The following is a 22,682-nucleotide window of genomic DNA, read 5'->3' as shown; positions in this document are numbered from 1 at the left end:
CGTAATCTTCGCACTTACGGTCGTCGTTGAGCATTCCGAACGTAGCCGACACAGCTACTTGCAAGACTGCTCATCCGCCTTTTGCTGGAGTTCGACTGCGGCCTTCTCGAAGTGTTCCGCGAGGAACGGCGTTCCCGATGTCGCCCGCTCGGTGAGGAATTCGACGGCGTCAGTGACCGCATCAGCGTCGCGTTCCGTAGCCGCGACACAGTCAACATACCCGTCGAGTGCCCGACTGAATGCACGCGAGAAATGGTCGTACGCGCCGTCAACGCGCTCCATGTTGTCGTCGAGTGACTCGGTGAGTGCCCGGTAGACGGTCGCCGCCGACGCGTACCGCCCCTGCTCATGATACTCGTTCGCGAGATCGAACCACTGCGTGAAGTCGATGGGCTCGAAGACGACGTGGTACTCAGGGTTCGTCTCTTCGAACCGTCGGTCGATCGAGGTACGAAACTCGTCGACCGACTGTCTCGTCGGCTCGCCGATGCGGGCGAGAAACCGATCGCGGAGATCCACATCGGTCGCGAGTTCGTCACGCAGGAACGCGCGCAGTTCGTCGGCGTCGGCGCTATCGAGTGCGGCGTCGAGTCGATCGCCGTCGTCTGGCGGTGGGTCGTCGACACACCGAAGCAACACGGCGACGACGTGCTTGCACGCTCCCGGCCCGTCGTACGGACATTCGCACCACGGGTCAAACCCGTCAGTGGCGAGCTCAACACGAACATCGTACTGACGGCTGCCACTCAGGACGGCGGTTACGGTGGTGTCGACGCGGTGAATCTCGCGGATACGGCCCTCAGCAAGATATCGTTCGCCCCGTTCGAAGACTGCGTCCGTGCAGATGTCCCTAACTGCGTCCTCGGTTACGTCCATTTTTACGGTGGGTTTGACGCACTATTTAGCCGATCCAGTGTATCATCCTCGTACGCAGCCCGCCACATCGCATAGACGGCACGCGTCACGAGTGAGACCTCGGTCACGTCGATACAGGACGGCTCGGCGGCCGTCGTCGCGGCCTCGGGCGGAGGATGGAAGTGGATCTCGGGCGAGTGTGTATTCGGGTGGCGATCGAAGCGCCAGTTGATGTCGTCGCTATCGACGTAGTGGAACGAATACATCCCCAGTTCGCTCCACTGGATATCGAGGCGCGCGCTCTCGGCGTCGCCGAGCCCATCGCTGAGACTGATCTGCAGTTCTGTGGGAGCGACGACATCGTCGTACGCTGTTTCGTCGACGAGCGGTTCGAGGTCGAGCCAGAGGTCACGAATCCGCTGGAGTGCCGGGAGATAGATCGGACCGAACTCGCCGGCACGGTCGTCCCCGTTCATACCGCGAGCTGGTGGCTGGCCTCGTCGTAGGCGAGTGCGGCTTGCGCGACGGCGAGATTCTGTCGCGTCGTGCGCCACGCGGTGAGGTCATCCCACCCCTTCGTCTCGTCGGCGTCGAGTTGCTGGGCGAGTTCCTCCGGTGACACCACGTCGTAGCGGTCCTCGTAGTCCCGGATTTCAGCCTTCATGTCCTGGATGCTGTCAAGCAACTCCGGACGAGTGACTTCCTCGCGCAGCTCACGGATCCGGGACATCAAGATCCGGTCGCTATCTCGCTTATACAGCGTTGTTTGGCCGTCCTGTTCCGTCTCGGCGAAGCCCGTATTCACGAGCGTCTTGCAGTGGCGACGTGCCGTCGGCTCGCTCACGAGGGCTCGGTCGGCGATCTCGGCGGCCGACTGTCCGTCGTGGGTCTGTTCGACGATTTCGTACACCCGCTCGAACGGCGTCGTGTCGTCTTTCCAGTCCGCCTTGACCTGTTCGTTGATATCCTTCCACGTCTCGGTCATACTGGGTGCTACGCGGTCGAGAAACAAATAATTTCCTGAGAAAAATATCTAGCGGCAGTATTTGTACAGGTGCGTTGTCAGGCTATATGCTCCTCTAACGTCTCGTGATGCGTCCGAACCGTGGTTGGCGTGACGTTTCCTGTCTCCGCGACGTCGCTTTGCGTCACCCAGTACCCCCGTTCCTCCCCCGCTTTGTAGAGACAGGCCGCAGCGAACCCGGCCGGATGGACGCCCGTCGTGACGCCGCGCTCCTCGGCCTGCTCCGCGAGCGTTCGGGCCCGTTGACGGATCTTGTCCGGACACTCGAGGTCCGAGGCGAGTCGCGGCACGAACATACTGGGGGCAACGGGCTCAGCGGGGAGTCCCAGCTCTTCGTTCAGCGTTTTGTACGCGTTCGTGACCCGTGACTCCGCGACGCGGGCCATCTCGCTGATGTCGTCCACTAACCGCGAGAGACCGTTGCACCGGCAGGCCCCGTAGACGCTGGCTGCGGCGATGGCCTCGATGGATCTGCCACGAAGCAGATCCTCGTTCTGGGCGCTCCGGAAGAGCTGACACGCCTGGTCGCGGACCGAATCGGAGAGTTCGAGGGCACTCGCCAACCGACGCACTTCGCCCAATCCGTGGGCCAGATTCCGTTCCGCTTTCGACCGCCAGCGACCACGTGTCTGCTCACGACGCATCCGCGCGAGTCGCCGTCGTTTCTGCCCAGAGATCTCGTTCCCCTTCGCGTCGGTGCCGCGACCGATTTCCGTCGACAGGCCGCGATCGTGGCGAGCCACAGTGAGTTGGGCGCCCGTTCGCTCGCACTCCTCGTCGTCGTACGCCCGCCACTCCGGCCCGTGATCGATGCGCTGTTCGTCGATGACCAGGCCACAGTCCTCGCAGACCGTTTCGACCGCGTTCGTGGTGACCCGGCCGTCGCACTCGGGACACTGGTTCGCACTCGATTCCGTTCGGACGTCTTCGTCGAATCCGTTCTCGTAGATGTTTCTGGTTGCCATCGTTCTCACCGTGTTCAGGAAATCGCCAGTACGGCGAGCCCCTCACCCATTGGGGGTGAAATAAAATCTATATGAGGATGAACTGTCTCACCGGAGTGAGGAATCGAATACGGCGCACTCTCACTCTACAACAGAACGGCCCACTCCTGAACTGCATTCTCTTGCTCATAGAATCATCGAGAATATTTCCAATCGCGTGGTTATGGCTTGCAGAACACAATTCTCGCGAGGCTCCCAGCAGTCATGGCGCCGAACACAAACACGAATACGGACGGTCTGCGGACCTCGATTGACCTATCGAAGCCTCTCTGGTATCCAGTGCGTTGAGAATCTCTCAGCTGGTAGATCAGCAGCCGAGAGATGCGTGATGTGCCCATCAAGCGGGGCAACCATGTTCGACTCAACCCCGTCGGTGATGAGTAGCCCCCGACTCTCGATGTCCTGATCGGTAAGATAACCATCCTGCTGGGCGAACTCGATGTACTCCAGCAGTTCCTCTAGACCGCTCTTGAACGTCTGTGGACTGTCACTATATTTTATTTCGGCTAAGATGACCGATACCGGTATCTCTCGCCGAGGGGAATCATACACCTCGAAAACGATATCGGGGCGTCCACTGAACAGCGAATGCCGCGTATCGTCCCCAAGAAAAGCATCTACCAGTTCTTCATGACGGTGCTGGATGTGCCGGATGCGTTCGACGTAGTCCTCTTCGACTCCATCCAGTTCCAAGAGTGGAACGTGGAAGGAGAGTTCCCCGCTTCGGTCGTGGTACACATCGACCGTGTGCTGGTCGCCCTCTAGTGACGCGAGCGGGTTCGACCCAGATTCAATCGGATGCAGTCGGAATCCCTCGTCGCTAAACCCTCTGAGAAGTCGGAAAATGCAGAACAGTTCGAACAGCCGCGGCAAGCGCTCCGGGACGACGAGAGTGTCCGATAGCAACTCGGAGATATCATCGTCATCATAGGCCCCGGCCAACAACCGGCGGTATCGATCGTAGTAGGTGTAGGCGTCGGTATATAGTGACTGGCGGGCTGTCCGAGCCGTATTGAGCATCCGCCGGTTGATCTCGATAGCCATCGGTGGGTTGCTCTCCGAATCTGCAATCTCAGACAGTGCCTGGCCAAAGGATCCGCAGTAGTGGTGAACCGCCTTGACTTGACTCCCACAATTCGGGCAGTAGGGCATACTGCGAGCTACGAGTCAGAGGTACTGAGGGTTTGCCGGTTTGGAGTATTGCCGTGCAGATTTGAGAGACACCGCTTAGTCAGTGTCGAGGGAGTAGACTTGGTGAGATTCTAACTCGAGCTTCGTTAAGGGGATTCGACTCGAATTTGAGTCCTATCGTGTATAGCAGGGATCTGATCTTGAATCCTCTCAGAGCGAATCTCGCACCAAATCGTCGAACTCGATCAGGATCTGCTCAGGGACAAACTGTTCGAAGGCCACCCATCCATCCGGAAATCCAATTGTTACTCGCGGATGCAGCGGTTCGCTGTGTTCCATCGAGCGGATGTCAGTCGGGACGGTGACGAGTCCCGTTGCCGCGTTGAGTTCCGTGTCACCACGCCGGAGTAGGTCCTCGACGATCGCGTCGGTACGAACGTCGGCTACGTTCCCAGCTTCTGGGTCCTTTGACCGGACCTCGATCTCTCGCGAGCTGTCTCGTGGGTTCGTATTTCTCAACCGAAGCGTCGAATATCCATCAACACAGACGTCTTCGAACCGTCCACGGAATCCGGTGTCGAGGAAGGAAATCCGGGTTGCGTCATCCAGGTCAAGATAACTCAGCACAGCCTGTAGTGACGCGTCTGCGGTACCGTCGTCAGAAGCTCGAACGGCGAGGAGCTGTGTCCTCGGTTTGAACGTCGCGATCGTCGTCGGTCGATTTTCCTTCGAGATCGTCAGTTGCGTCTGTGACCCGGTGTCGGGGACGTTGCAGACGACGTAGATGCGGTCGTGGTCTCTGATGGCTGTCTGGACTTCGGGTCCGTACGCACCCGGGGAACCCACGTCTCCGACTTGGCCGGTCGCTCCGTCGGGTGAAACCTGGCGCAGACCGTCGACCTGGTAGTAGTAGACTGTCCGGTCTCCTGCAAAGCGGAGCTGTGACGCCGCCCGTCGGAGTTCGATCTGGGAAAGTTCGTTGAGTGTGTCGGCGAAGCTCCTGTCGTCGACATCGAGGGAGATATCAGCCGCTTGAAGGACGCGACGACGGGCAGCCTGCGAGGGGAGATTTCGAATGAGTTCTTGTGGTGACGCGTCGTTTTGCGTCGGATCTAGAGGGAGATTCATACTCTTCATTTCAGTACCAGTCTATTACAAGTTCTCCCCTCGCAGGACGGCATTGTTCAGATTAGCTGATTGAAGCAGACGGCAAATGCTTGCAGCCACGTTTCTGCGATGTTCGGATCAGCGTGTCTGAAGTGATTTGCAAACGCCTCAGTTCGGCGTTTTAGCTCCTTAAACACGCGTTCGACGGCATTCCGATTCCCGTGGGTGACATGTTGGAATCGGAGCGAGTGACGATGGCAGGCCGCCTGCAGCCAGGGTGCGCCATCGACCAGGAAGATCGCGTCGTCGACGAGATGTTTTTCGCGGAGTTCCGTGAGGAACATCTCGGTCAGCGCTTGGGTTCTGGTCGGGAAGAGTCGCACGTGCAGCAGGCGACTTGTGTCGGGATCGACCGTCGCAAACAGCCAGTAGCGCTGGATATTCACTCGAATTACGGTCTCATCAACCGCAACGTAATTCGGATTCTGTCCCTCTGTAGGCTGTAGATCGGCCTTCTGAATCCAGTTGTGAACGGTGGAACGACATCGCTCGACACCCAGGCTTGCAAGGACTGAGACGGTATCCGACAGCGATAATCCCGCTAAATGGAGTTGGATACCCAGCTTCATCGCAAACTCGGGTGTCGCCTCTCGCTCCACAAACTCTAACTCCGGAAAGTCGCTACATCCGATGAGGAGGTCTGGTTCTTGCATAGGCACCAACGAACTACGACCGCCTCACTTTTCGATCTTATCTGAACAGTGCCTCGCAGGACTGCCACACGATTGACTCATATGTATAGAACTCTTCGCCAATTTCGCACGTATAGACTTTATCTGCCAAGTCTTCGTCATATCCAAAGATCTACGAAACTATTTTAGCCGGGTCTGGATGTTCGAAGTCAAGAGAGAACTGTTTGTCTTGGCGATGGTGGTAGTAGACGTGTCTATCTATACTCAAACTACTAATACTCAGCTCGAATTAACCAAATCCACATATCTCGGTGTTGTGGTACTCTAAGTGCTCGTTGTCGAGTTCGTGCCATCCAGTAGTTTCTAATTGTTTACCAGTATACCTTTCATCATATAGATGTGTGATTTCGTGTGTGCTTGGCTCAATAATTATCATCCCGTTATCAAAATCGGCGTGGTGATTTGGACACAAGACGAGCATATTTGATTGTTTATCAGGTCCGGTGTGCGGGTCTCCGAGTGGTCGAACGTGGTGAACCTCTGAGTAACCGTCTCCGTTTCTCTGTTGAAGTCGCCGGTTACAAACTTGACATTGATGATCATAGAGCGCCTTGAGTGCGTCAACGAGCTGTTGATTTCGTTGGATTTGGTCTTGTACCGTGGTTCGTCGTTCTGGGCTGTCGGTGCCGAGATTATCGAGTAATTCTGGGACAGTTGTCTCCGCTAAAATGTCGTCAAGAGTTGGTTTGAGTTGATCGCCTGCACTTTTCCAGACAGATTCGATTGCATTTAGGACCGGATCGAAGTACTCCCGATGATAGCCTTCCTTCCCTGGTTCTTTCCACAACTGACTACCAGTCATTTCCTGTATGGCCTGAATTTCAACGGCCTGTTCGGCAGCGATGAATTCTTGTGCCGACTCCCGACGCTCGTGCGTGGGTTGGTCGGGATCGGTTTTTTCAAGAAATGCATACACGACGTGTTCTATTATTTGTCCTTGTTTCGAATTATCACGCCACTCTGGGGGAAGAAAGTCATTGAGTAGCTCTCGGATTTGAACCAACCGTTCTCGCATTCGAAGCGCTTCTGAGAGATGCGAATTATCGGCCACGATCACCGTCTCTCCACCTTTTCCTCCGTCCCGAAATTGTGTTGCAATTCCTTCTACAGACCCCCTTTTCAGGGTCGTCTCCTTCAGCGTTAGTAGTTGGACTTCCCGATATTCATCGTAGAGAGTATCGTCCCAAAACGCGAAGACATCATACTTCTCATCGTAACCCCCCAAAACTACTAAAAAATCCTCGCCACGGTCTGGAGGTGCGTATTTATTCCCCTCTCGGTGATCCGGAAGACGAACATTAATTTTGCAATCCCCTTCACGGAAAGATGATACATTGTACAGATATAAACGCAGTTTCGAAGGGAGTGGAGACGTTAATTGCAACTCAAGTGGAACTTGACCCGGCTTACTGTGTTTCTTGACAGCATCATCAAGCGACTCGATGAGTAATTTATGGAGTTGCTGTTTTGAGAGCTCCTTCCCGGGCATCTGTTATACCTCAGTAAATAATCTGGCGTGGAATAAGTGTGTGGCAGCAATCCTGGCGCTTGATCGGACTGATACTTGACGCCGATTCTCTGAATGAGACGGTCTGACAGTGGTTGCGTATTTTTATATGACTCCTGCAAAAAGACTCGGTAAGGTCGACTAATGTCTAAGCAGGAGCATTCCGAGGACTCGAAGGCTCGTTCCGAACTCCCTATCGAGCGTGGCTTCCCGATCGAGCGGGTGAACGAGATCGCGCAAAAAGAAGGTCGTGCGAAGCAGCACTACCGCCCAGTTTACACGATGCACAAGTGGTGGGCACGGCGTCCAGGTTGCCTCTTTCGAGCTATCACACTCTATTCTCTTTTAGACGGAAGTACAGAGGTTGACGATATTGAGATATACGAGCCGGGGGAGAATCAAACACTCGGTACTAACGGTCTAACCAAGAACGATCTCATCAACGCCATTAGTGATGTCTCAATGGAAGATCCCGAACCACTTTGGGACTTCTATTCTAAAGATGTCCGGGTCAAAAATAAGAAAATCCTGGACCCGTTTATGGGTGGTGGAACTTCGCTCGTGGAGGCCTCTCGTTTCGGAATTGAATCTAAGGGTGTAGATTTAAATCCTGTTGCATGGTTTGTTACAAAGAAACAGTTAGAGGCCGGGAAGGCCGATATCAGCGAGCTTGAGAAAGCATTCGCCAAAGTAGAGAGTGATGTCTCTGAGGAGATTCTTGAATATTATCGGACCCCTTGCCCCAATGGAAATCACGATGCCGACGTGATGTACAATTTCTGGGTGAAAGAGCTAGATTGTGTTTCCTGTGGATTCACTGTCCCTCTGTTCAAAGATTACCGAATCGCTGCTGGACGCTACGAGAACGATGATAAATACAACGTCATCTGCCCAGATTGCGGAACCGTAACCCTAGTCGATGACTGGCAGGAGGAAAGCCAGTGTACGGAGTGTAGTCACAGTTTCGTCCCCAAAGAGGGTAATGTAACTCGTGGTGGATACTACAGCTGTCCTGAGTGTGGGCAAAAGGAGTCGATTACTGACGCTATTAAAGAACAGGGGAAAGCGGAGATGCGTCTATGTGCGGTCGAATATTACTGTAGTACCTGTGATCAAGAAGGGCGTGAAAAGAGTGAATATAAAGGATACAAGAAAGCGTCCGCAGCAGATAAGAACCTCTTCGAACAGGCAAAACGAGATTGGAACACTCGGACAGACCTCCACCAATACGTTCCTGACGAGGAGATTCCTGAAGGGGCGATTACTGCTGCTTCATCGATAAGTGGGAACGATGTATTTCAGCATGGCCTTCGGAATTGGACAGATATGTTTAACGAGCGTCAACTTCTCGCTCTTTCGACCCTGCTGAAAGCGATAGATGACGTACCAGCGGGTGACGCAAAGGAATATCTTTTGTTGGCATTTTCAGAGACCCTAAACTATGTAAATATGATGAGTATCTACCAGCCATCTACTAATAAGGGGATTAATATTTTCAAATCAAACTCGTTCGACCCCCCTGCAAGGCCGATAGAAAACAACCCTTGGGGGACAGAGTTCGGGGCCGGGAATTTCAAAGCGATGTGGGATATGGTCAAAAAGGGAGTTGAGTATGCTCATTCCCCAACAGAACGATATATTGTAGATGGAAAAACAAAGGAGACCGCTCAATTTGCACAAAACATCGGCTCAAATTCGCAGGTGCAAATGGCTGATATGCGTGAACTCTCCGAGGAAGATGAATATGATGCGGTCATCACTGATCCGCCATACTACGATAATATCATCTATTCAGAGGTCGCAGACTACTTTTATGTCTGGCAGAAAATCCTTCTAGGTGATGTATATTCTGGTTTTGACAAGGAAAAAACACCAAGGGTTGAGTCAATAGTTACAAACCCATATCTTGGCAAGACTGCAGAAGATTTCGAGCACGAGATGGGGCAAGCTCTGGCGGTTATCAACAGAGCATTAAAAGACAACGGGACGCTTGTCTTCACCTATCATCATAGTGATGAAGAGTCATGGGGAGAACTGCTCGAATCGCTATGTGAGAACGAGTTCGAGGTGACCGCAACTTATCCGATAAATTCAGATCTTCACAAGTTTATCGGTGGTGAGTCTGTTTCGTTCGATATCGTCATCGTCGCCCGTCCGACAGAAGAACGGACACCAATCTCATGGCGGCGCCTCCGTATCGACATTATGAACCGGCTAGATGAAATCCAAGCGGAGCTCGAAGAAAACCGTGATCTCGCCGAGGGTGACATCGGTGTGATCGAAATGGGCGCTTGCTTCTCCGAGTATTCGAAGCATCACGGCGAGGTCCGTCGCGGAGGCAACATTATGACCGCCAAAGAAGCCGTGCAAGAGATCTACGGCATCATCCAGGACAACGCGCTCGGCGAGCAGGACCTCTTCCTCTCACTCCGTCGGAGTACGTCGCCCAGCTACAACGACTTCAATAAGCTCCTCCGTAGGAGTGAGGCTTCCGAGGAAGAGATGCGCGACAAGGCCCTGTTCCGTATGGATGGTGACAACTTTATCCTTGGAGACTGGAACGATGAAAAGCGACAAGCCTACGTCCGAAGCAAGGTCTCTGAGGCGAGCAGCGAACTCAGCGTTCTGGACAAGGCTCACTTCCTGCGCTATCGTTACGAAGAGGACAAGTCTACCAAGGAGTATCTGAAGCGCTGGAACTCCGACGACCTTCAGGAACTCTGTGAAGGCCTCGCTGAGGCGACGGGGGACGAAACTTACCTGAAGATGCTTGGTGTCCACAACACCAACTGGGACGAATTCACCAACGAATAGATCTTCTGTAGAGTTCCTTTCTTGGTCAGCTGCTTCATTAGATCGAGGTCCAATACTCAGGCTTAGTAGAGCAAAAAACATTACTTTGTTCTTTATAACTACATAATCAATTTCTTCTCACCTAATATGAGATAGTAGAATCAAGTAGAATTTTATGATACATACTTTAATAAGATGGTCGTCCATCGTGTCGGGTATACATGAGCGCGGAAGGAACTCTCGATACCACAATCGACGACGTGCTGACGCTCAGTCCGGAGCTCACTGAGGGGGATAGTCTCATCAAGGGCCAGATCCGCCTCTACGATGTCGACAGCAAGGCCGATACGCTGGAATCCGACGCAGAGCGATTCTTCAACCGGACGCTGCTGACCGGTGGGCTGGAGGACTCCCTGAAGCGACTCCGAGACACCCGTCGGGGCGAGGACAACAACCGTCTCCACGAGATGTACGGTCCGTACGGGACCGGGAAGTCCCACCAGATGGTCGCGCTGTATCATTGCTTCAACTCGCCCGACGTAGTGGGCGACTGGGCCGATGGCCGTATCGAGGGGCTTGGGGAAGCGCTCCCTGACGACGCACTCCCGGTCGTCGTCTCCCTCCAGAAGGAGCAGTATGAATACCTCTGGGAGCCACTGTTCGAACAGCTGGATTACGAACCGGATGAGGAAGAATACGACGAGGAAGGTGGCTACCCAAGCATCGACGTCATCCAGGACGCGGTCGGCGACCGCACCGTCGCGTTCTTTATGGACGAACTCGAGGACTGGTTCGGCTCGCTCAGCGGTCGCCGGAAAGACGCGAACCGCGGGTTCCTGCAAGCGCTCTTCGAGACGACGTCCCGTCCCAACACGGAACTGTTCGCATTCGTCTCCGTGCTTCGTGAGGGGTCTGACGTCCACGATATCCTGTCTCGCGAGCCCGAGCGCGTGCAGGTCAATATGTCCAACCAGGTCGACATTCGGGACGTTCTCCGTCATCGTCTCGTCGACTCTATCCACGACCGCTCGGCGATGCGCACGCTCGTCGACCAGTACATCGAAGCCTACGCGGACACTGATTACGTCGACCTTCCGGATGGCCTCCGCGAGGAGATGTACGATACCTACCCGTTCCACCCGATCCTCATCGACTCGCTGAAAACCCGCTACTTCGCGGAGACCGAGTCGGGGGCGACTCGGGGGATGCTGTATCTCTTCGCGAAGGTACTCGTCGATCAGTACCAAGATACTGACCTTCTCACGCACGGCGAGGTCGACGCCGTCGAGTACAACGACGAACTCACTCGCATCAACGTCGAACACTCCCGGCCTGACCGGTGTTACGACGACATCCGGGAACGCCTCGCCGACGCCGATATCACCTACGGCCGACCCATCCTCAGCACTGTTCTCATCTACTCGCTCACGCCGGGGCTCGCTGAGGGCGCGACCACCTCCGACATCGTCATCGGGACCTACCACGCCGGCGACCGCATCAACGACATCATCGTCGACCTCGAACGTCTCCAAGGCGAAGTCTACCACCTCTGGCGTTCCGACGACCGCTATGTCATCCGTGAGGACGAGAACCCACGCTCGCTCGTGAAGAACGCCGCTCGCGACGTCGACGATGAAGACGCGATCGAGCTCGTCGGCGATACCGTCGAAACGCTATTCGGTTCGGGTGCACACGCGGTCGGCTTCAACGTCGACGGAGAACTCGAGAACGTCCCCGATAGTCAGAACATCAAAACCGTCGTGAAAAACGGCCCCTGGGGTGCGGACAGCGTTGGTGAGATCATCAAGAATCAGCCTGCCGGTCGACAGTGGCGGAACACGCTCGTGTTCGTCCAGCCCAAGAACGGCAAGACCATCTCGCCCACCTCGCAGCAGGAGAAGTTCCTCGGGAAGGCCAAGGAGGTCATCGGCGCAGAGATCCGCAAGGCGGACGAGAACCTTGCAGAGGAGATTCGTGAAGAGATCGCAAAGCTCCACGATGAGTACGAAGACGACCTCCTCGAACGCTTGGAGAGCGCCTACGGGGAAATCATCGACGGCGACGATCTCCTTAACGAGTTCGACTACGCGGCCGAGATGTCGCTGGAGAACTTCGTCGCCACCGAACCCGTCCTGAACGCCAGCAACATCGCCGCAGCAGCGGAGGCAGATCCCTTCGACCTCCAGCGTCACGTCTGGGACATCGTCCGCGATCGCCTCGACAACCGCTCCGAGACGACCATCGACGATATCTACGAGCAGTTCCTGATGGACCCGACGTATCCCATCCCGGGGAGCGCGCAGGCGGTCGTCAACGCCGTCGAGGACGGGCTCGGAGACAAGCCGATCCTCGCCCACGATGGTAGCGGGTTCAAGGACGAACTCCGCGGGCTGAATCAGGACACGGTGCTCGTTCTGGAGAGCGACGTCGAGAAGTGGTCGACTGAGGAGGTCGAATCCGAACTTCGGGGGCGCTTCGGCGCCGGAACGAAGGAAGTCGACCTGGGATCGTTCGAACTCGATCTTCGCCAGCGGACCGACGTGTGGATTCACGACCAAGACCCGGAAGACGCCGTCAAGATGGCTGCCGGGCGGCTGGCAAACGAGGATCACTACGTCCTCGTCAGCGGCAGTGAAATCCTCGACAAAGTTCGCTCTGACGCGACGCTCCGAGACGTCTCGGACGCTGAGACGCTCGGCGCAAACGAGATTCGTGACCGTATCGAGGAGACGGTTGATGCCGCCGGCGAAGCCGATACCAGTCAGGTTCTTACGACCATCCGGAATGACGCTGAGGTCTACCTCCCACAAGACGATACCGAGTCTGCATTCCGAAGCGCGGTAAGTGCGCTCCTGGCGGATGGATACAAGCTCAAAACTGGAGGCGACTACGTCAGCACCCTCGGTGATCGTGACCCCACGTCCGTCGTCCTCGCGCCGATGGTTCCCGAGGACATCGGCGACCGGATTCTGAACTATATTGGCGACCTCGATGAGGAAGCCACCTTCCAGGTGCAGTCGATTCAGAGTGAATGCGCTGCGGGACAGCCCGAGGCGGCGGTCAAACACTTCCTGCTCGCAAACCTCGGAAAGGAGGACCCACACTACGTTGTCGGCGCGACTGGCTCAGAGGATCCTGCAGACTGGTTCCCCGGCGCTGGGTTCCGCATCCCGCCGGAGGAGGGCTGGACTTTCGAATACCAAGGCGACAGCCCGGCAGAGATGCGCCAGGAGTGGAACGAATCACACGAATCTGGCTCCGTCTCGTACGGCTCGATTTCATTCAATACCGATGGTGAGGGCGCAGTGCCTGGCGGTCTCCAAGGGGTCGCTGAGTTCCAGCAGGCACACACGGATCTGCAACTCGAACTCGGGCAATCTCACGAGATCGTCGCCGACATTCTGGAGAATATCCCTGAGTCTGCCACAAGCATCGACATCACCATCCAGTTCGAATGACGCGCAGCTTCAAATACGAAGACGGAACCACCAGCTATCATGTCTGACCCGGACGCGAACTCGCGGGATACGCTCCCTATCGAGCGGGGGTTCCCCATCGAGCAGGTGAACGACCTTGCTGACCGCGAGGGCCGCGCTAAGATGTACTACCGACCGCTGTCCACGATGCACAAGTGGTGGGCTAGACGGCTCGGGAGCGTGTTCAGGGCGATCTCGCTGTACTCGTTAGTTGACGATCCTAGCGCTGTCGAAATCCATAATGCAGACCAGGAAAATCTGAACCTTTCCGATTTCGGCGACGGCGATACAGAAGACACCACCACTGAGGACCTCGCTCAACTCATCGAGTCGGTCAGTCTCACCGAGCCCGACGCGCTCTGGGAGCTGTATCCGAAAGACGTTCGCGTTGACGGGAAGACCGTCCTTGACCCGTTCATGGGTGGTGGAACGAGTCTCATGGAGGCCATCCGATTCGGGGCAGCCGTAACCGGTGTCGACTTGAATCCTGTCGCGTGGTTCATTTCAAAAAAGAGCCTTGAAGCTCACGAGGTCGATGCCGACGAGCTGCAACAGGCCTTCGACGATGTCCGAGCGACCGTCGCAGACGAACTCCAGTCTCACTATGAGACTACCTGTCCTCACGACGAGAACCACGTTGCTGACGTCGTGTATGCGCTCTGGGTACGGAAGCTAGACTGCACTTCCTGTGGCGAGACGGTTCCACTGTTCAAAGATTACCGCGTCGCGAACGGTCGCTACGAGGACGATGACAAATACAACGTCTACTGCCCGGACTGTGAATCCGTCTTTCTAACTGACGACTACCAAACCGAGTCCGTTTGTACGGAATGTGGCTACGAGTACATCCCGGCGAATGGTCCAGTCTCTCGAGGCGGTAACTACGGATGCCCGTCGTGCGGTCTGCAGTATCCAATCGTCGATGCGATCGCCGACGGACAGTCATACGCCGAGGACCTCTACGCGATCGAATACTACTGTACGGAGTGTGAGGACGAAGGCAAGGATCGAGCGACGTTCAAGGGCTTCACTGCGGCAACTGACAAAGATCGTACTCAGTTCGATCGCGCTAGCGAGGAGTGGCACTCTGCAGAGGAGTTAGATGCGTATATCCCTCAGAGTGAAATCCCTGAAGGTGCGATCACGGCAGCGTCCGGCATCAATGGAAACGATGTCTTCCGCCACGGCTACGAGACGTGGTCGGACATGTTCAACGATCGCCAGCTCTACTGTCTTTCGACGCTGCTCTCTGCCATCGATGACGTCGAAGACCAGACCGTCAAGGAGTATCTCCTCCTCGCTTTCAGCGACTCTCTGATGTTCCAGAATAACTTCGCCCTCTACAATATCTCCGGGACGAAAATAGAGGGGATCTTCAGACAGAACTCCTACCAACCCCAGGTCGAATATGCGGAAAACAACGTCTGGGGAACGAGAGCTGGGCGAGGCACGTTCAAGAATACGTGGGAGAAAATTGTCAACGGCGTCGAGTTCGCCCATCAGCCCACGGAGCGGTACCTCGAAGATGGAGAACTCAAACAGACGGATTCGTTTGAGAACCCGGTCGGTGGCGAATACACACTCCACCAGGGCGATTTCCGAGACGTTGAGCTTGAATCGGAGTATGATGCCATCATCACTGATCCCCCGTACTACGACAACGTCGTCTATTCGGAGGTCTCAGACTTCTTCTACGTCTGGCAACGGCTGCTTCTCTCGGATGAATACTCCTGCTTTACCCCCGAAACGACGCCTCGCGAAGAGAGCATCGTCGCGAACCCGGCTATCGACAAAGACGGAGCTACCTTCGAGAGGGAGCTCAAGCAATCGTTCTCCCGGATGCGGGACGTACTGAAGGACGACGGCGTACTCACGTTCACGTATCGGCACAGTGGAATCGAGTCCTGGGGGGCGCTCCTCGAGACTCTGTGCGACGAAGGATTTGACGTGACTGCGACGTATCCGATCTCAGCCAATCTCAGCGAGTTCGTAATGGGCGACGAACTCTCCTTCAGCGTGATCGTGGTCGCACGACCGATGACGGATCGCGACCCGATCAGCTGGGCTGCGCTTCGACGACAGATGTACAGGACCGCGCAGCGAACGGAGGAGGAGATTCAGGAGGGACAAACCATCTCCGAAGGCGATATCAGCGTCGTCAAACTCGGACGGTGTTTCCGAGAATATTCCAAACACCACGGCAAGGTCCATCGTGAGGGGTCCGTTATGTCCGCGACTGACGTTGTCGCCGGGATGTACGACATCATCGCTGGTGATGATGGTGTCTCCCCCGACGAAATCTATCTGAGCCTCCTGTCGATGGGAGAGCCCACGTTTAACGATGTGAACCGTTTGTGTCGTGGAACTGGAGTCAGCCCAAAGGACCTCCAGGAACGGGCGTTTTTCGACACCACAGATGGCTTCACGTTATTGCGGTGGCACGATGAGCAGCGGATGGCTTACCTCCAAGCGAAAGCCCCCGACGAACTTTCTGCTCTTGAACGGGTGCAGCTCCTCCGGTATGCTGCTGATGAGGAGACCAAACCCAGGGAAGAGAGCCGTGAACTGGAGATCACAGGAGCAATGATGGACGTAGCATCTGAACTTGCGGACATCACTGGGGACGAGACGTTCCGTCAGATCCTCAGGGACTAACGTATTTCACACTCCTGTGAGACGTTCGTGATGACATGAGTGATATCGACGCAGTGGCGGGCATGTACAACATCATCGTGAGTGGTGAGCGAGATTCCGCCGAGTATCGAGTTCCCGTGGAGGAGTTCATGACGAAGCTCGAGAATCGAGATCTCCCCGACGAAATCTGCGTAGCAGGTCTCGAAGAAGTCCTTACCGAAGATGAGGACCTCCGCGACCAGCTGGTTTCTGCGATGCGGCAAGAGATGGATTATCTCAACAGCCAGCGACCGTTACCAGCGATTCAGTTTGTCGTCGATGGTGATATCCAAGGTGCCGGTGACTCGTTCGACGTAGAAATCGATGATGAGTTCCACTCCTTGGAGCCAATCTTTGGCCGGAAAATCAAGAAGCGGGATTCAGGGTGGCTCGTTGCGCCGTTTCGCGTGTAGCACCCGTCAGCGGTTCACATCAGGGGAAATGGCCCTTCCGTGCTTACCGAAGTCCCCTCTTGGTCCGATCTGAGGAAGTGCAGGGTCACAGTCCCATGGTCGTCATTTCCCTCGGGATCGTATATTGGGATGCACGTCGTCTCGTGTTGTGGGTATTTTGGATGGTCTTCCTCATCCGTCTTTGTACATGCCTCTTTAATTCGGGACTTCGTCCACTGACCCTGGTTTTCTAGTTCCGGTTTGTTTGGTCCGTAGGACGCGAATGCAATCGCCGCGATGACCCGGTCAGCGAACGTAGCGGGATTACTGATGCTGAAGGGACCGTTCGTATCGTGAACCTCCGAGAGGGCTTCCTCTGAGACACCACTGAGGCTGAGGTGTGCATCGGCAGTCGCCTCGAAAACGTGGAGTTCAGGATAGGTAATCGCGAGCGTCTCCAAAATGTACTTTCGGATGACCTCCTCGTAGTCCTCGCAAGTGAAGTCCCCGTCAGGTGAGACGACCTCTATTTCTGCCCCAGTGTGTTGTACGGGAAGTCGAACATTGCGATACTGGGGGCAGAGGAAAGCCATCCGGTCGGTCTCCGTGAGATAGGCGTACGCGAACATCCTTGACCGGGATGCAGACTCGTTAGCTGGATTCTTGCCCGCTTGATAGTACTTGGAGTCAAGCACCGCGAGCGTTTGGTCTCCGTCTGTGAGGAGGTGATCAGGTTGGTGGCGAGCTTCAGAGTTCCCAGCGAAAGGATAAATCGGCGGCTCAGGCTTACATTTTACCTCCGATAGCTGCTCCAGGTAGTCAATCTGGCGTAGGGATTCCACTTTCCGGTTAAGGACCCGATTGGAGTAATCCTGAAACAGTTTATTCATGCTCAGCGCATAGTCGACGAGGAGTTCCTCCGGGCCACCCCCAGCCTGTCCGAGCAATGTCGACGAGAGAATCGATTGACTAGTGTGGAACGCTCGACGGTAGTAATGACGTTGTCGGGGGAGATCCTGGAGAGAGAGTCGACGATATCCTCCGATTTCCTTCTGACTACTCTGGATACCCAGCTCCTCCATTCGTTCAACCTCCTGATGAACCATGGAGAGGAGCACATCCTGGCGGGGGTGCTGATGGCCGTTCTGATCCTGCTGGAGTAGCCTGAGGAGCAGCTTTCCAGCCATATGAACTGCCGAATTCACAGGGTTAGCGTACTCGACCTGTGTTTCAATCCAGGTCGGAGCCAGGTTCCCCGTTGCGTGATTCATCAGCGTCTGCTCGACGTCGATTGAACCTAGTCCTTCGAACCCGTCCCGGCGACGAATATTGAGATCCCGAATGAATCCCTTGCGGCGGATCGTTCGGACACCATGAACGTAGTTGATCGCCAGGATGGCGATAATGCGAGCGGATTCAACGCCGCTTGACACCAGCTCGTCGAGCGGTACTCCGTAATGAGACTGCGTCCTGTCGATGTCGTAGACCGTAAGGAGCATCTGGATGACGTGCTCCCAGTCGACCTTGGGTTCGACCTGAACACTCATCCCCGGGACGAGCCTCACAATGCCGACGACGTCTGAGGGCTCGACGTGGAGTGTGTCATCCACGAGGCGTACTGAAAGGACCTGTAGCGCATCAGACTCGGGATTTCGCCCGGATCGAGTCCGTAGTCGGGGTCGCTTCTTGACAAATTTGCTCCCCTCTCGAACGAAGTTCGCCGCCCGAAGTTCGTTATTGATCGTATCCGGATCGCAGTCCTCGATGATGAGCTTTCGATTCTCCTGGACGGAGCAGAGGGATGTACCGTAGTCGTAGCGGACTGCGTTACTCATAGGCGCTGACGCCCATCTCACGTTCCTCAGCCTCCGCCTGCTGGTTCGCGAGGTCCATAGCGGGGCTAAGGTCGAACGCTTCGAACTGATTGTCGAGCGTCTCGTAGTGACTCGCGAGGCGATTGATTTGGGGCAGTGCCGCTGTGTTCAGGATACGAGGCGCAATGTACGTGGCGAAGGCCTGCCCGACTGCGACATCTTCCTCACCTCTGTACTGACCGCCGTCTCCACAGGCGTGCTTGAGGAACTGGGTGACGTCCTCGTAGTGCATCGGCCCGAACTCCATTATTCCATCCTCACCGCTGGTAGTTGTCCCCTCGTTGATCCCCTGGTGGTGGCTCTCGAGGAGTTCCTGAAGCTTGTCGCGGTCGATATCTACATCAGAGCCGAGTTCTCCGATCCAGCGGTCGAACAGCGAGGCCCGCTCCTCATCACCGTAGCGACTGAGTTCTATCATCGCGAAGCGACGAGTGATCGCATTGTCGAGTTCGTTCACTGTCCGGTCCGACATATTCATCGTACAGATGATCTTGACGTTGTCGTTGAGCGTGAGCGGATCCCCGTCGTCATTGCGAAAGATAACCTGGTCTTCGTCCTCGATAGCGGTGTATAGTGGCCCGAATACCTGAGAGATGTCTGCCCGGGTGATTTCGTCGATAATGACGCCCCAGTTGTCCTGATACTCGTTTGCCTTCTGGATGCCCTGTGAGACGCAGCCTGCTCGCCGATGATACTCAATCTCGCCGTCTTTCGTCTCCGGCTGGATACTACCGGTGATGTCCGCAGGTGTCCATGTTGGCGTCGCGGTATGGATCGAGTAGTCGATACACGCCTCCAGTGCGAGCTGCTTTGCGAAATAGGTCTTTCCGGTGCCGGTCGGCCCGTAGAGAACGATCGGCTTCCCGACTTTGATGGCGGTGAGGGCGTTCTTCTTGACTGTGTCTGGGACGAGCGTCTCGCCCAGATTGTAATTCCGTTGGGCGACGGTCTGTTTGACCTCGAACGGTGTGACGGTGGACGTTAGGACTGCCTGCTTGACCTGTTCCCGATTACCGGACCGCCGGCCGTCGATCTCCAATTCGTTTACCAGATATCGAACTGCATCCGGGTCAGAGGTGCGATTGATGAAATCGGTGGCGTAGGTCGCATTATTTCGAATAATACCGCTGAATTCCTCCGCCTCCTCGCGGTCGTAGTTCTCGAAACTCGGCTTCCCGCTACTCATTAATTGGGAAATATCGGGGGGCTACCATAAAACAACGTGTATAGATGGAAGAACGTGAGCTAGGGGGATACAAAGAAACATACCTATGTAGATTAATTGTGGAATTGAGACAGATCCCATGGCATTCGACTCGGAGTCATTCTCTTCTGGGCACACCCTCATTCAGCGGCTTGAGGAATACAATCCGTGGTGGGAGCGCGGTCAAGAGGCGAGTCTAACTGGCGACTATTCCTCGCTCCAGGACATCTTCTATCAAACATACGACGAGCTGCATCAGCAGCAACGGCGGTTGATTCCCATAACCGGCCCTGACGGGACTGGAAAAACCGCCCTTCTCGAGCAACTGGCCTCCGCGCATATTGACCCGGATTTCGTAGAGAAGTTCGTTCGAGATGCGGACAGGCGTGAGCAGGCTCAAGAGCACCTCGTATCCCCATCGAGCGTGCTGTACATCCCCCTTCGAGACGATCCGGTCTTCCAACTTCAGCCGGAAGCCCAGCTCCGAGCAGCCGTGGATCACTTCGAGACGCACGTCTTGCGGCACTCCCAGTCATCCCCGCACTACATCCTGTTAGATGATCTCCATACGGTTGAGCGACCAAACAAACGCGGGAATCAAGATGTCGGTCGCTGGGAGCGCCTCCTTACAGACTTGATCGCCGAACACGATGACCGCCGGATCGTGTTCACGGCGCTTTCGAGAGGTGCCGTACGGGAGCGATTTGAGGAGACCGACCTTGCAGAAGTGAATGAAGGGATCCGCGGCGAGACGCGTGAGCTGTATCCCATGGGCTTCGCCGATTTCCTCAAGATGCGATACCGAGATATCGAACTCGCACCAGCGGCCGAGCGGTTCGATGAGGGCGCGGTTCGAAAGGCGTTACTGGAGGCTGTCGATGTGGGAGACGCTGACCGATTCGTAGCCGAGATCGAAGCCCAGAACAGCGACGCAATTGCTGACCCGTCGACGGTCCGCCGGGAGATCGCGAATTACTGTACGAGCGGGGGGATGCTGACACTCAGAGTCGCCGGTGACGGCATCTCGATTGACGAGGAGCGATTTGTCGACGTGCTTCGTGGACGTGACGATGTCGACCTCGAAGCCCACCAACGGGAGCTACTCGACGACTTCAGAGACGATCTCCTCCATGCAGCGACGAGCCTCGGAGGGGTAAAGGACGCGCTCGGCTTGGAGCGGTTTTGTGGCCTCGCTGCTCACGAACACCCGACCGGGGACGTGCGCTTCGATGAGCTGACCGAGGTGCTCGATGTCGACCGCCGGACTCTCCGAGATAAGTATCTCAGCGCCCTCTCACGACTCCACCTGCTATCGGCAGCACAGGAATACGACAATCAGCGACCACGGAAGCTCCGATTTTACCTGCGGGATCCAGGAATCACGAACGCGTTCTGTCGGAACGATCTCAATGACGTCCTCCGGCGTGAGCCCGGCCTAGACGAGGCGTTAGCGAAGGCAGTCGCGTTCGATCACACGATCCGGTTGTCGAACACCCTCAACCATCAACACGATCCGAAGCGTGGAGTAGTCAAGTTCTGGGTGGGATCAAAGGGTGCAGTCGACTTCGTGCCCAAAATACGCGGTAGTCCCGTTCCGATACTGTGGTCTCACAACCAAGCTCTCGACGAACTCCAGATGAGTCGAGATACACCTGATTTCGATGCGTTACAGGAGTTCCTCGAGAACGATGCCTACGAGACCGAACGAGACCGAGTCGATGAGCAGATGTACAGTCCTGTTACGGACACGTTCACCAAGCAGAGGCGAGCATACGTACAGCAAGACGAGTACGGGGGTGAGCTCAATGGTGACGGCAAGGCTGCGTTCGACGCCGAACCAGCATTCGGGATTGTGCTTACAAATGCGCGGTCAGCGTTGGATGAAGGAGTTACGGTCAATACTGACGGCTCGAAGCCGATCATCCAGGTTCCGCTTTGGACGTATCTCAGGCTAACGTAACTAAGATTAGAAAAGAGAGACAGAATACATAATTGATACGGTTCTGACTCTCCAGAGCCGAGTGTAGTGGACGTGAGTTCGAGTACCTTTATGTGCCTCTCTTGTTTTCGGGTATACATCTAAGATGTCTCAGGAACAGGAAGGCCGCCAATCTGGCGACCGAACCGAACTCCCCATTGAACGTGGATTCCCTATCGAACGAGTAAATGAAATCGCTGAGAAAGAAGGTCGAGCGAAGCAGTGGTATCGACCAATATACACGATGCATAAGTGGTGGGCGCGCCGCCCGGGGAGTCTTTTCCGTGCGATTTCACTCTATTCACTTTTAAACGAGGATATGGATGGAGGGGACTTCGAAGTATACGAACCCGGGCAGAACCAAACACTCAACGGAAGCGGCAGTAGCCGAGAGGACCTTAGAAAGAAGATTGAGCAAGTGGATATGGAAGATCCCGAATCGCTCTGGGAATTCTACCCAAAAGACGTTCGGGTGAAGAATAAGAAGATCCTGGATCCCTTCATGGGTGGTGGGACGTCGCTTGTGGAAGCCTCACGCTTTGGGGTCGAAACAGTCGGGATGGATCTGAATCCAGTAGCATGGTTTGTCACTAAAAAAGAATTAGAAGCTGGACAAACTAGTGTCTCGGAACTTGAAGCAGCCTTTGAACAGGTAAAAGAGGATGTAGCCGGCGAAATTCTCCAGTACTATCAAACGCCGTGCCCGAACGGTAACCACGAATCTGAAGTGGTATACAACTTCTGGGTCAAGGAGCTCGACTGCGTTTCCTGTGGCCACACTGTCCCCCTATTTAAAGACTACAGGATTGCCAAGGAACGGTATGCTGACGAACCGGGATATCACGTTCTGTGCCCGAGCTGCGATGCAGTCTCCGTCGTCAGTGACTGGAAGAGTGAAAGCGAATGTGGGGA

General features: G+C 55.4%; 16 protein-coding genes. 6 read left to right on the top strand and 10 right to left on the bottom strand.

The genetic code is table 11. The features are described 5' to 3' along the window. Positions 1–54: 54 nt before the first annotated feature. The 8 genes from RJT48_RS16185 to RJT48_RS16150 all read right to left on the bottom strand — a co-directional run bounded on the left by RJT48_RS16185 (position 55) and on the right by RJT48_RS16150 (position 7,362). On the bottom strand, positions 55–876 hold the full coding sequence (locus RJT48_RS16185; protein WP_311173382.1) for an SWIM zinc finger family protein: 822 nt from the start codon (positions 874–876) through the stop codon (positions 55–57). Positions 877–878: 2 nt separating this feature from the next. Next, positions 879–1,331, bottom strand: a complete 453-nt coding sequence (locus tag RJT48_RS16180; RefSeq protein WP_311173381.1) for a toxin-antitoxin system TumE family protein — start codon at positions 1,329–1,331, stop codon at positions 879–881. Further along, on the bottom strand, positions 1,328–1,840 hold the full coding sequence (locus tag RJT48_RS16175; RefSeq protein ID WP_311173380.1) for a winged helix-turn-helix domain-containing protein: 513 nt from the start codon (positions 1,838–1,840) through the stop codon (positions 1,328–1,330). Before RJT48_RS16175 ends, RJT48_RS16180 begins: the two co-directional genes overlap by 4 nt. A gap of 77 nt (positions 1,841–1,917) precedes the next feature. Next, entirely contained in the window at positions 1,918–2,844 is a 927-nt protein-coding gene (locus tag RJT48_RS16170; RefSeq protein WP_311173379.1) for a transcription initiation factor IIB, read from the bottom strand. A gap of 294 nt (positions 2,845–3,138) precedes the next feature. Further along, the gene (locus tag RJT48_RS16165) at positions 3,139–4,035 is read right to left on the bottom strand and encodes a hypothetical protein (protein WP_311173378.1); all 897 of its coding nucleotides are present in this window, start codon (positions 4,033–4,035) and stop codon (positions 3,139–3,141) included. A gap of 189 nt (positions 4,036–4,224) precedes the next feature. Continuing rightward, entirely contained in the window at positions 4,225–5,142 is a 918-nt protein-coding gene (locus RJT48_RS16160) for a hypothetical protein (RefSeq protein ID WP_311173376.1), read from the bottom strand. Between the two features lie 56 nt (positions 5,143–5,198). Next, positions 5,199–5,834, bottom strand: coding sequence for an IS6 family transposase (locus RJT48_RS16155; RefSeq protein ID WP_311173375.1), 636 nt, complete (start codon positions 5,832–5,834; stop codon positions 5,199–5,201). Positions 5,835–6,102: 268 nt separating this feature from the next. Next, positions 6,103–7,362 (bottom strand): HNH endonuclease, encoded by a 1,260-nt coding sequence (locus tag RJT48_RS16150; RefSeq protein ID WP_311173374.1) that lies wholly within the window; start codon positions 7,360–7,362, stop codon positions 6,103–6,105. Between the two features lie 162 nt (positions 7,363–7,524). Here RJT48_RS16150 and RJT48_RS16145 point away from each other — a divergent pair, with 162 nt between their 5' ends. The 4 genes from RJT48_RS16145 (at position 7,525) to RJT48_RS16130 (ending at position 16,735) form a co-directional block, all read left to right on the top strand. Continuing rightward, positions 7,525–10,194 (top strand): DUF1156 domain-containing protein, encoded by a 2,670-nt coding sequence (locus RJT48_RS16145; RefSeq protein WP_311173373.1) that lies wholly within the window; start codon positions 7,525–7,527, stop codon positions 10,192–10,194. Between the two features lie 200 nt (positions 10,195–10,394). Then, a complete protein-coding gene (locus RJT48_RS16140) occupies positions 10,395–13,631 on the top strand; it encodes a DUF499 family protein (RefSeq protein ID WP_311173371.1) in 3,237 nt (1,078 codons plus the stop codon). 39 nt (positions 13,632–13,670) lie between these two features. Next, positions 13,671–16,304 (top strand): DUF1156 domain-containing protein, encoded by a 2,634-nt coding sequence (locus RJT48_RS16135; RefSeq protein WP_311173370.1) that lies wholly within the window; start codon positions 13,671–13,673, stop codon positions 16,302–16,304. 35 nt (positions 16,305–16,339) lie between these two features. Further along, positions 16,340–16,735 (top strand): DUF8076 family protein, encoded by a 396-nt coding sequence (locus RJT48_RS16130; protein ID WP_311173369.1) that lies wholly within the window; start codon positions 16,340–16,342, stop codon positions 16,733–16,735. 14 nt (positions 16,736–16,749) lie between these two features. Here RJT48_RS16130 and RJT48_RS16125 read toward each other — a convergent pair whose 3' ends face one another. Together RJT48_RS16125 and RJT48_RS16120 are read right to left on the bottom strand one after the other, a co-directional pair. Next, entirely contained in the window at positions 16,750–18,549 is a 1,800-nt protein-coding gene (locus tag RJT48_RS16125; protein ID WP_311173367.1) for a hypothetical protein, read from the bottom strand. Then, complete coding sequence (locus RJT48_RS16120; protein ID WP_311173366.1) at positions 18,542–19,774, bottom strand: AAA family ATPase; 1,233 nt, start codon at positions 19,772–19,774, stop codon at positions 18,542–18,544. The genes RJT48_RS16125 and RJT48_RS16120 overlap by 8 nt, the downstream gene beginning before the upstream one ends. A gap of 118 nt (positions 19,775–19,892) precedes the next feature. Between RJT48_RS16120 and RJT48_RS16115 the strand changes: the two genes are divergently transcribed. Both RJT48_RS16115 and RJT48_RS16110 read left to right on the top strand, forming a co-directional pair. After that, positions 19,893–21,752, top strand: coding sequence for a DUF4143 domain-containing protein (locus tag RJT48_RS16115; RefSeq protein WP_311173365.1), 1,860 nt, complete (start codon positions 19,893–19,895; stop codon positions 21,750–21,752). A gap of 124 nt (positions 21,753–21,876) precedes the next feature. After that, the coding region (locus RJT48_RS16110; RefSeq protein WP_311173364.1) for a DUF1156 domain-containing protein at positions 21,877–22,682 on the top strand (806 nt) is incomplete at its 3' end.

Source organism: Halobellus ordinarius (genome assembly GCF_031823395.1).
Classification (GTDB): domain Archaea; phylum Halobacteriota; class Halobacteria; order Halobacteriales; family Haloferacaceae; genus Haloquadratum; species Haloquadratum ordinarius.
Note: the sequence above shows the minus strand (reverse complement) of the source record. Positions and strands in the feature narration are given on the sequence as shown.

Coding starts and splice junctions, on each gene's coding strand:
- RJT48_RS16180 (WP_311173381.1), bottom strand. CDS start 1,331: ATGAACGGGGACGACCGTGCCGGCGAGTTCGGTCCGATCTATCTCCCG.
- RJT48_RS16120 (WP_311173366.1), bottom strand. CDS start 19,774: ATGAGTAGCGGGAAGCCGAGTTTCGAGAACTACGACCGCGAGGAGGCG.
- RJT48_RS16170 (WP_311173379.1), bottom strand. CDS start 2,844: ATGGCAACCAGAAACATCTACGAGAACGGATTCGACGAAGACGTCCGA.
- RJT48_RS16145 (WP_311173373.1), top strand. CDS start 7,525: ATGTCTAAGCAGGAGCATTCCGAGGACTCGAAGGCTCGTTCCGAACTC.
- RJT48_RS16165 (WP_311173378.1), bottom strand. CDS start 4,035: ATGCCCTACTGCCCGAATTGTGGGAGTCAAGTCAAGGCGGTTCACCAC.
- RJT48_RS16135 (WP_311173370.1), top strand. CDS start 13,671: ATGTCTGACCCGGACGCGAACTCGCGGGATACGCTCCCTATCGAGCGG.
- RJT48_RS16155 (WP_311173375.1), bottom strand. CDS start 5,834: ATGCAAGAACCAGACCTCCTCATCGGATGTAGCGACTTTCCGGAGTTA.
- RJT48_RS16175 (WP_311173380.1), bottom strand. CDS start 1,840: ATGACCGAGACGTGGAAGGATATCAACGAACAGGTCAAGGCGGACTGG.
- RJT48_RS16125 (WP_311173367.1), bottom strand. CDS start 18,549: ATGAGTAACGCAGTCCGCTACGACTACGGTACATCCCTCTGCTCCGTC.
- RJT48_RS16160 (WP_311173376.1), bottom strand. CDS start 5,142: ATGAATCTCCCTCTAGATCCGACGCAAAACGACGCGTCACCACAAGAA.
- RJT48_RS16115 (WP_311173365.1), top strand. CDS start 19,893: ATGGCATTCGACTCGGAGTCATTCTCTTCTGGGCACACCCTCATTCAG.
- RJT48_RS16150 (WP_311173374.1), bottom strand. CDS start 7,362: ATGCCCGGGAAGGAGCTCTCAAAACAGCAACTCCATAAATTACTCATC.
- RJT48_RS16130 (WP_311173369.1), top strand. CDS start 16,340: ATGAGTGATATCGACGCAGTGGCGGGCATGTACAACATCATCGTGAGT.
- RJT48_RS16140 (WP_311173371.1), top strand. CDS start 10,395: ATGAGCGCGGAAGGAACTCTCGATACCACAATCGACGACGTGCTGACG.
- RJT48_RS16185 (WP_311173382.1), bottom strand. CDS start 876: ATGGACGTAACCGAGGACGCAGTTAGGGACATCTGCACGGACGCAGTC.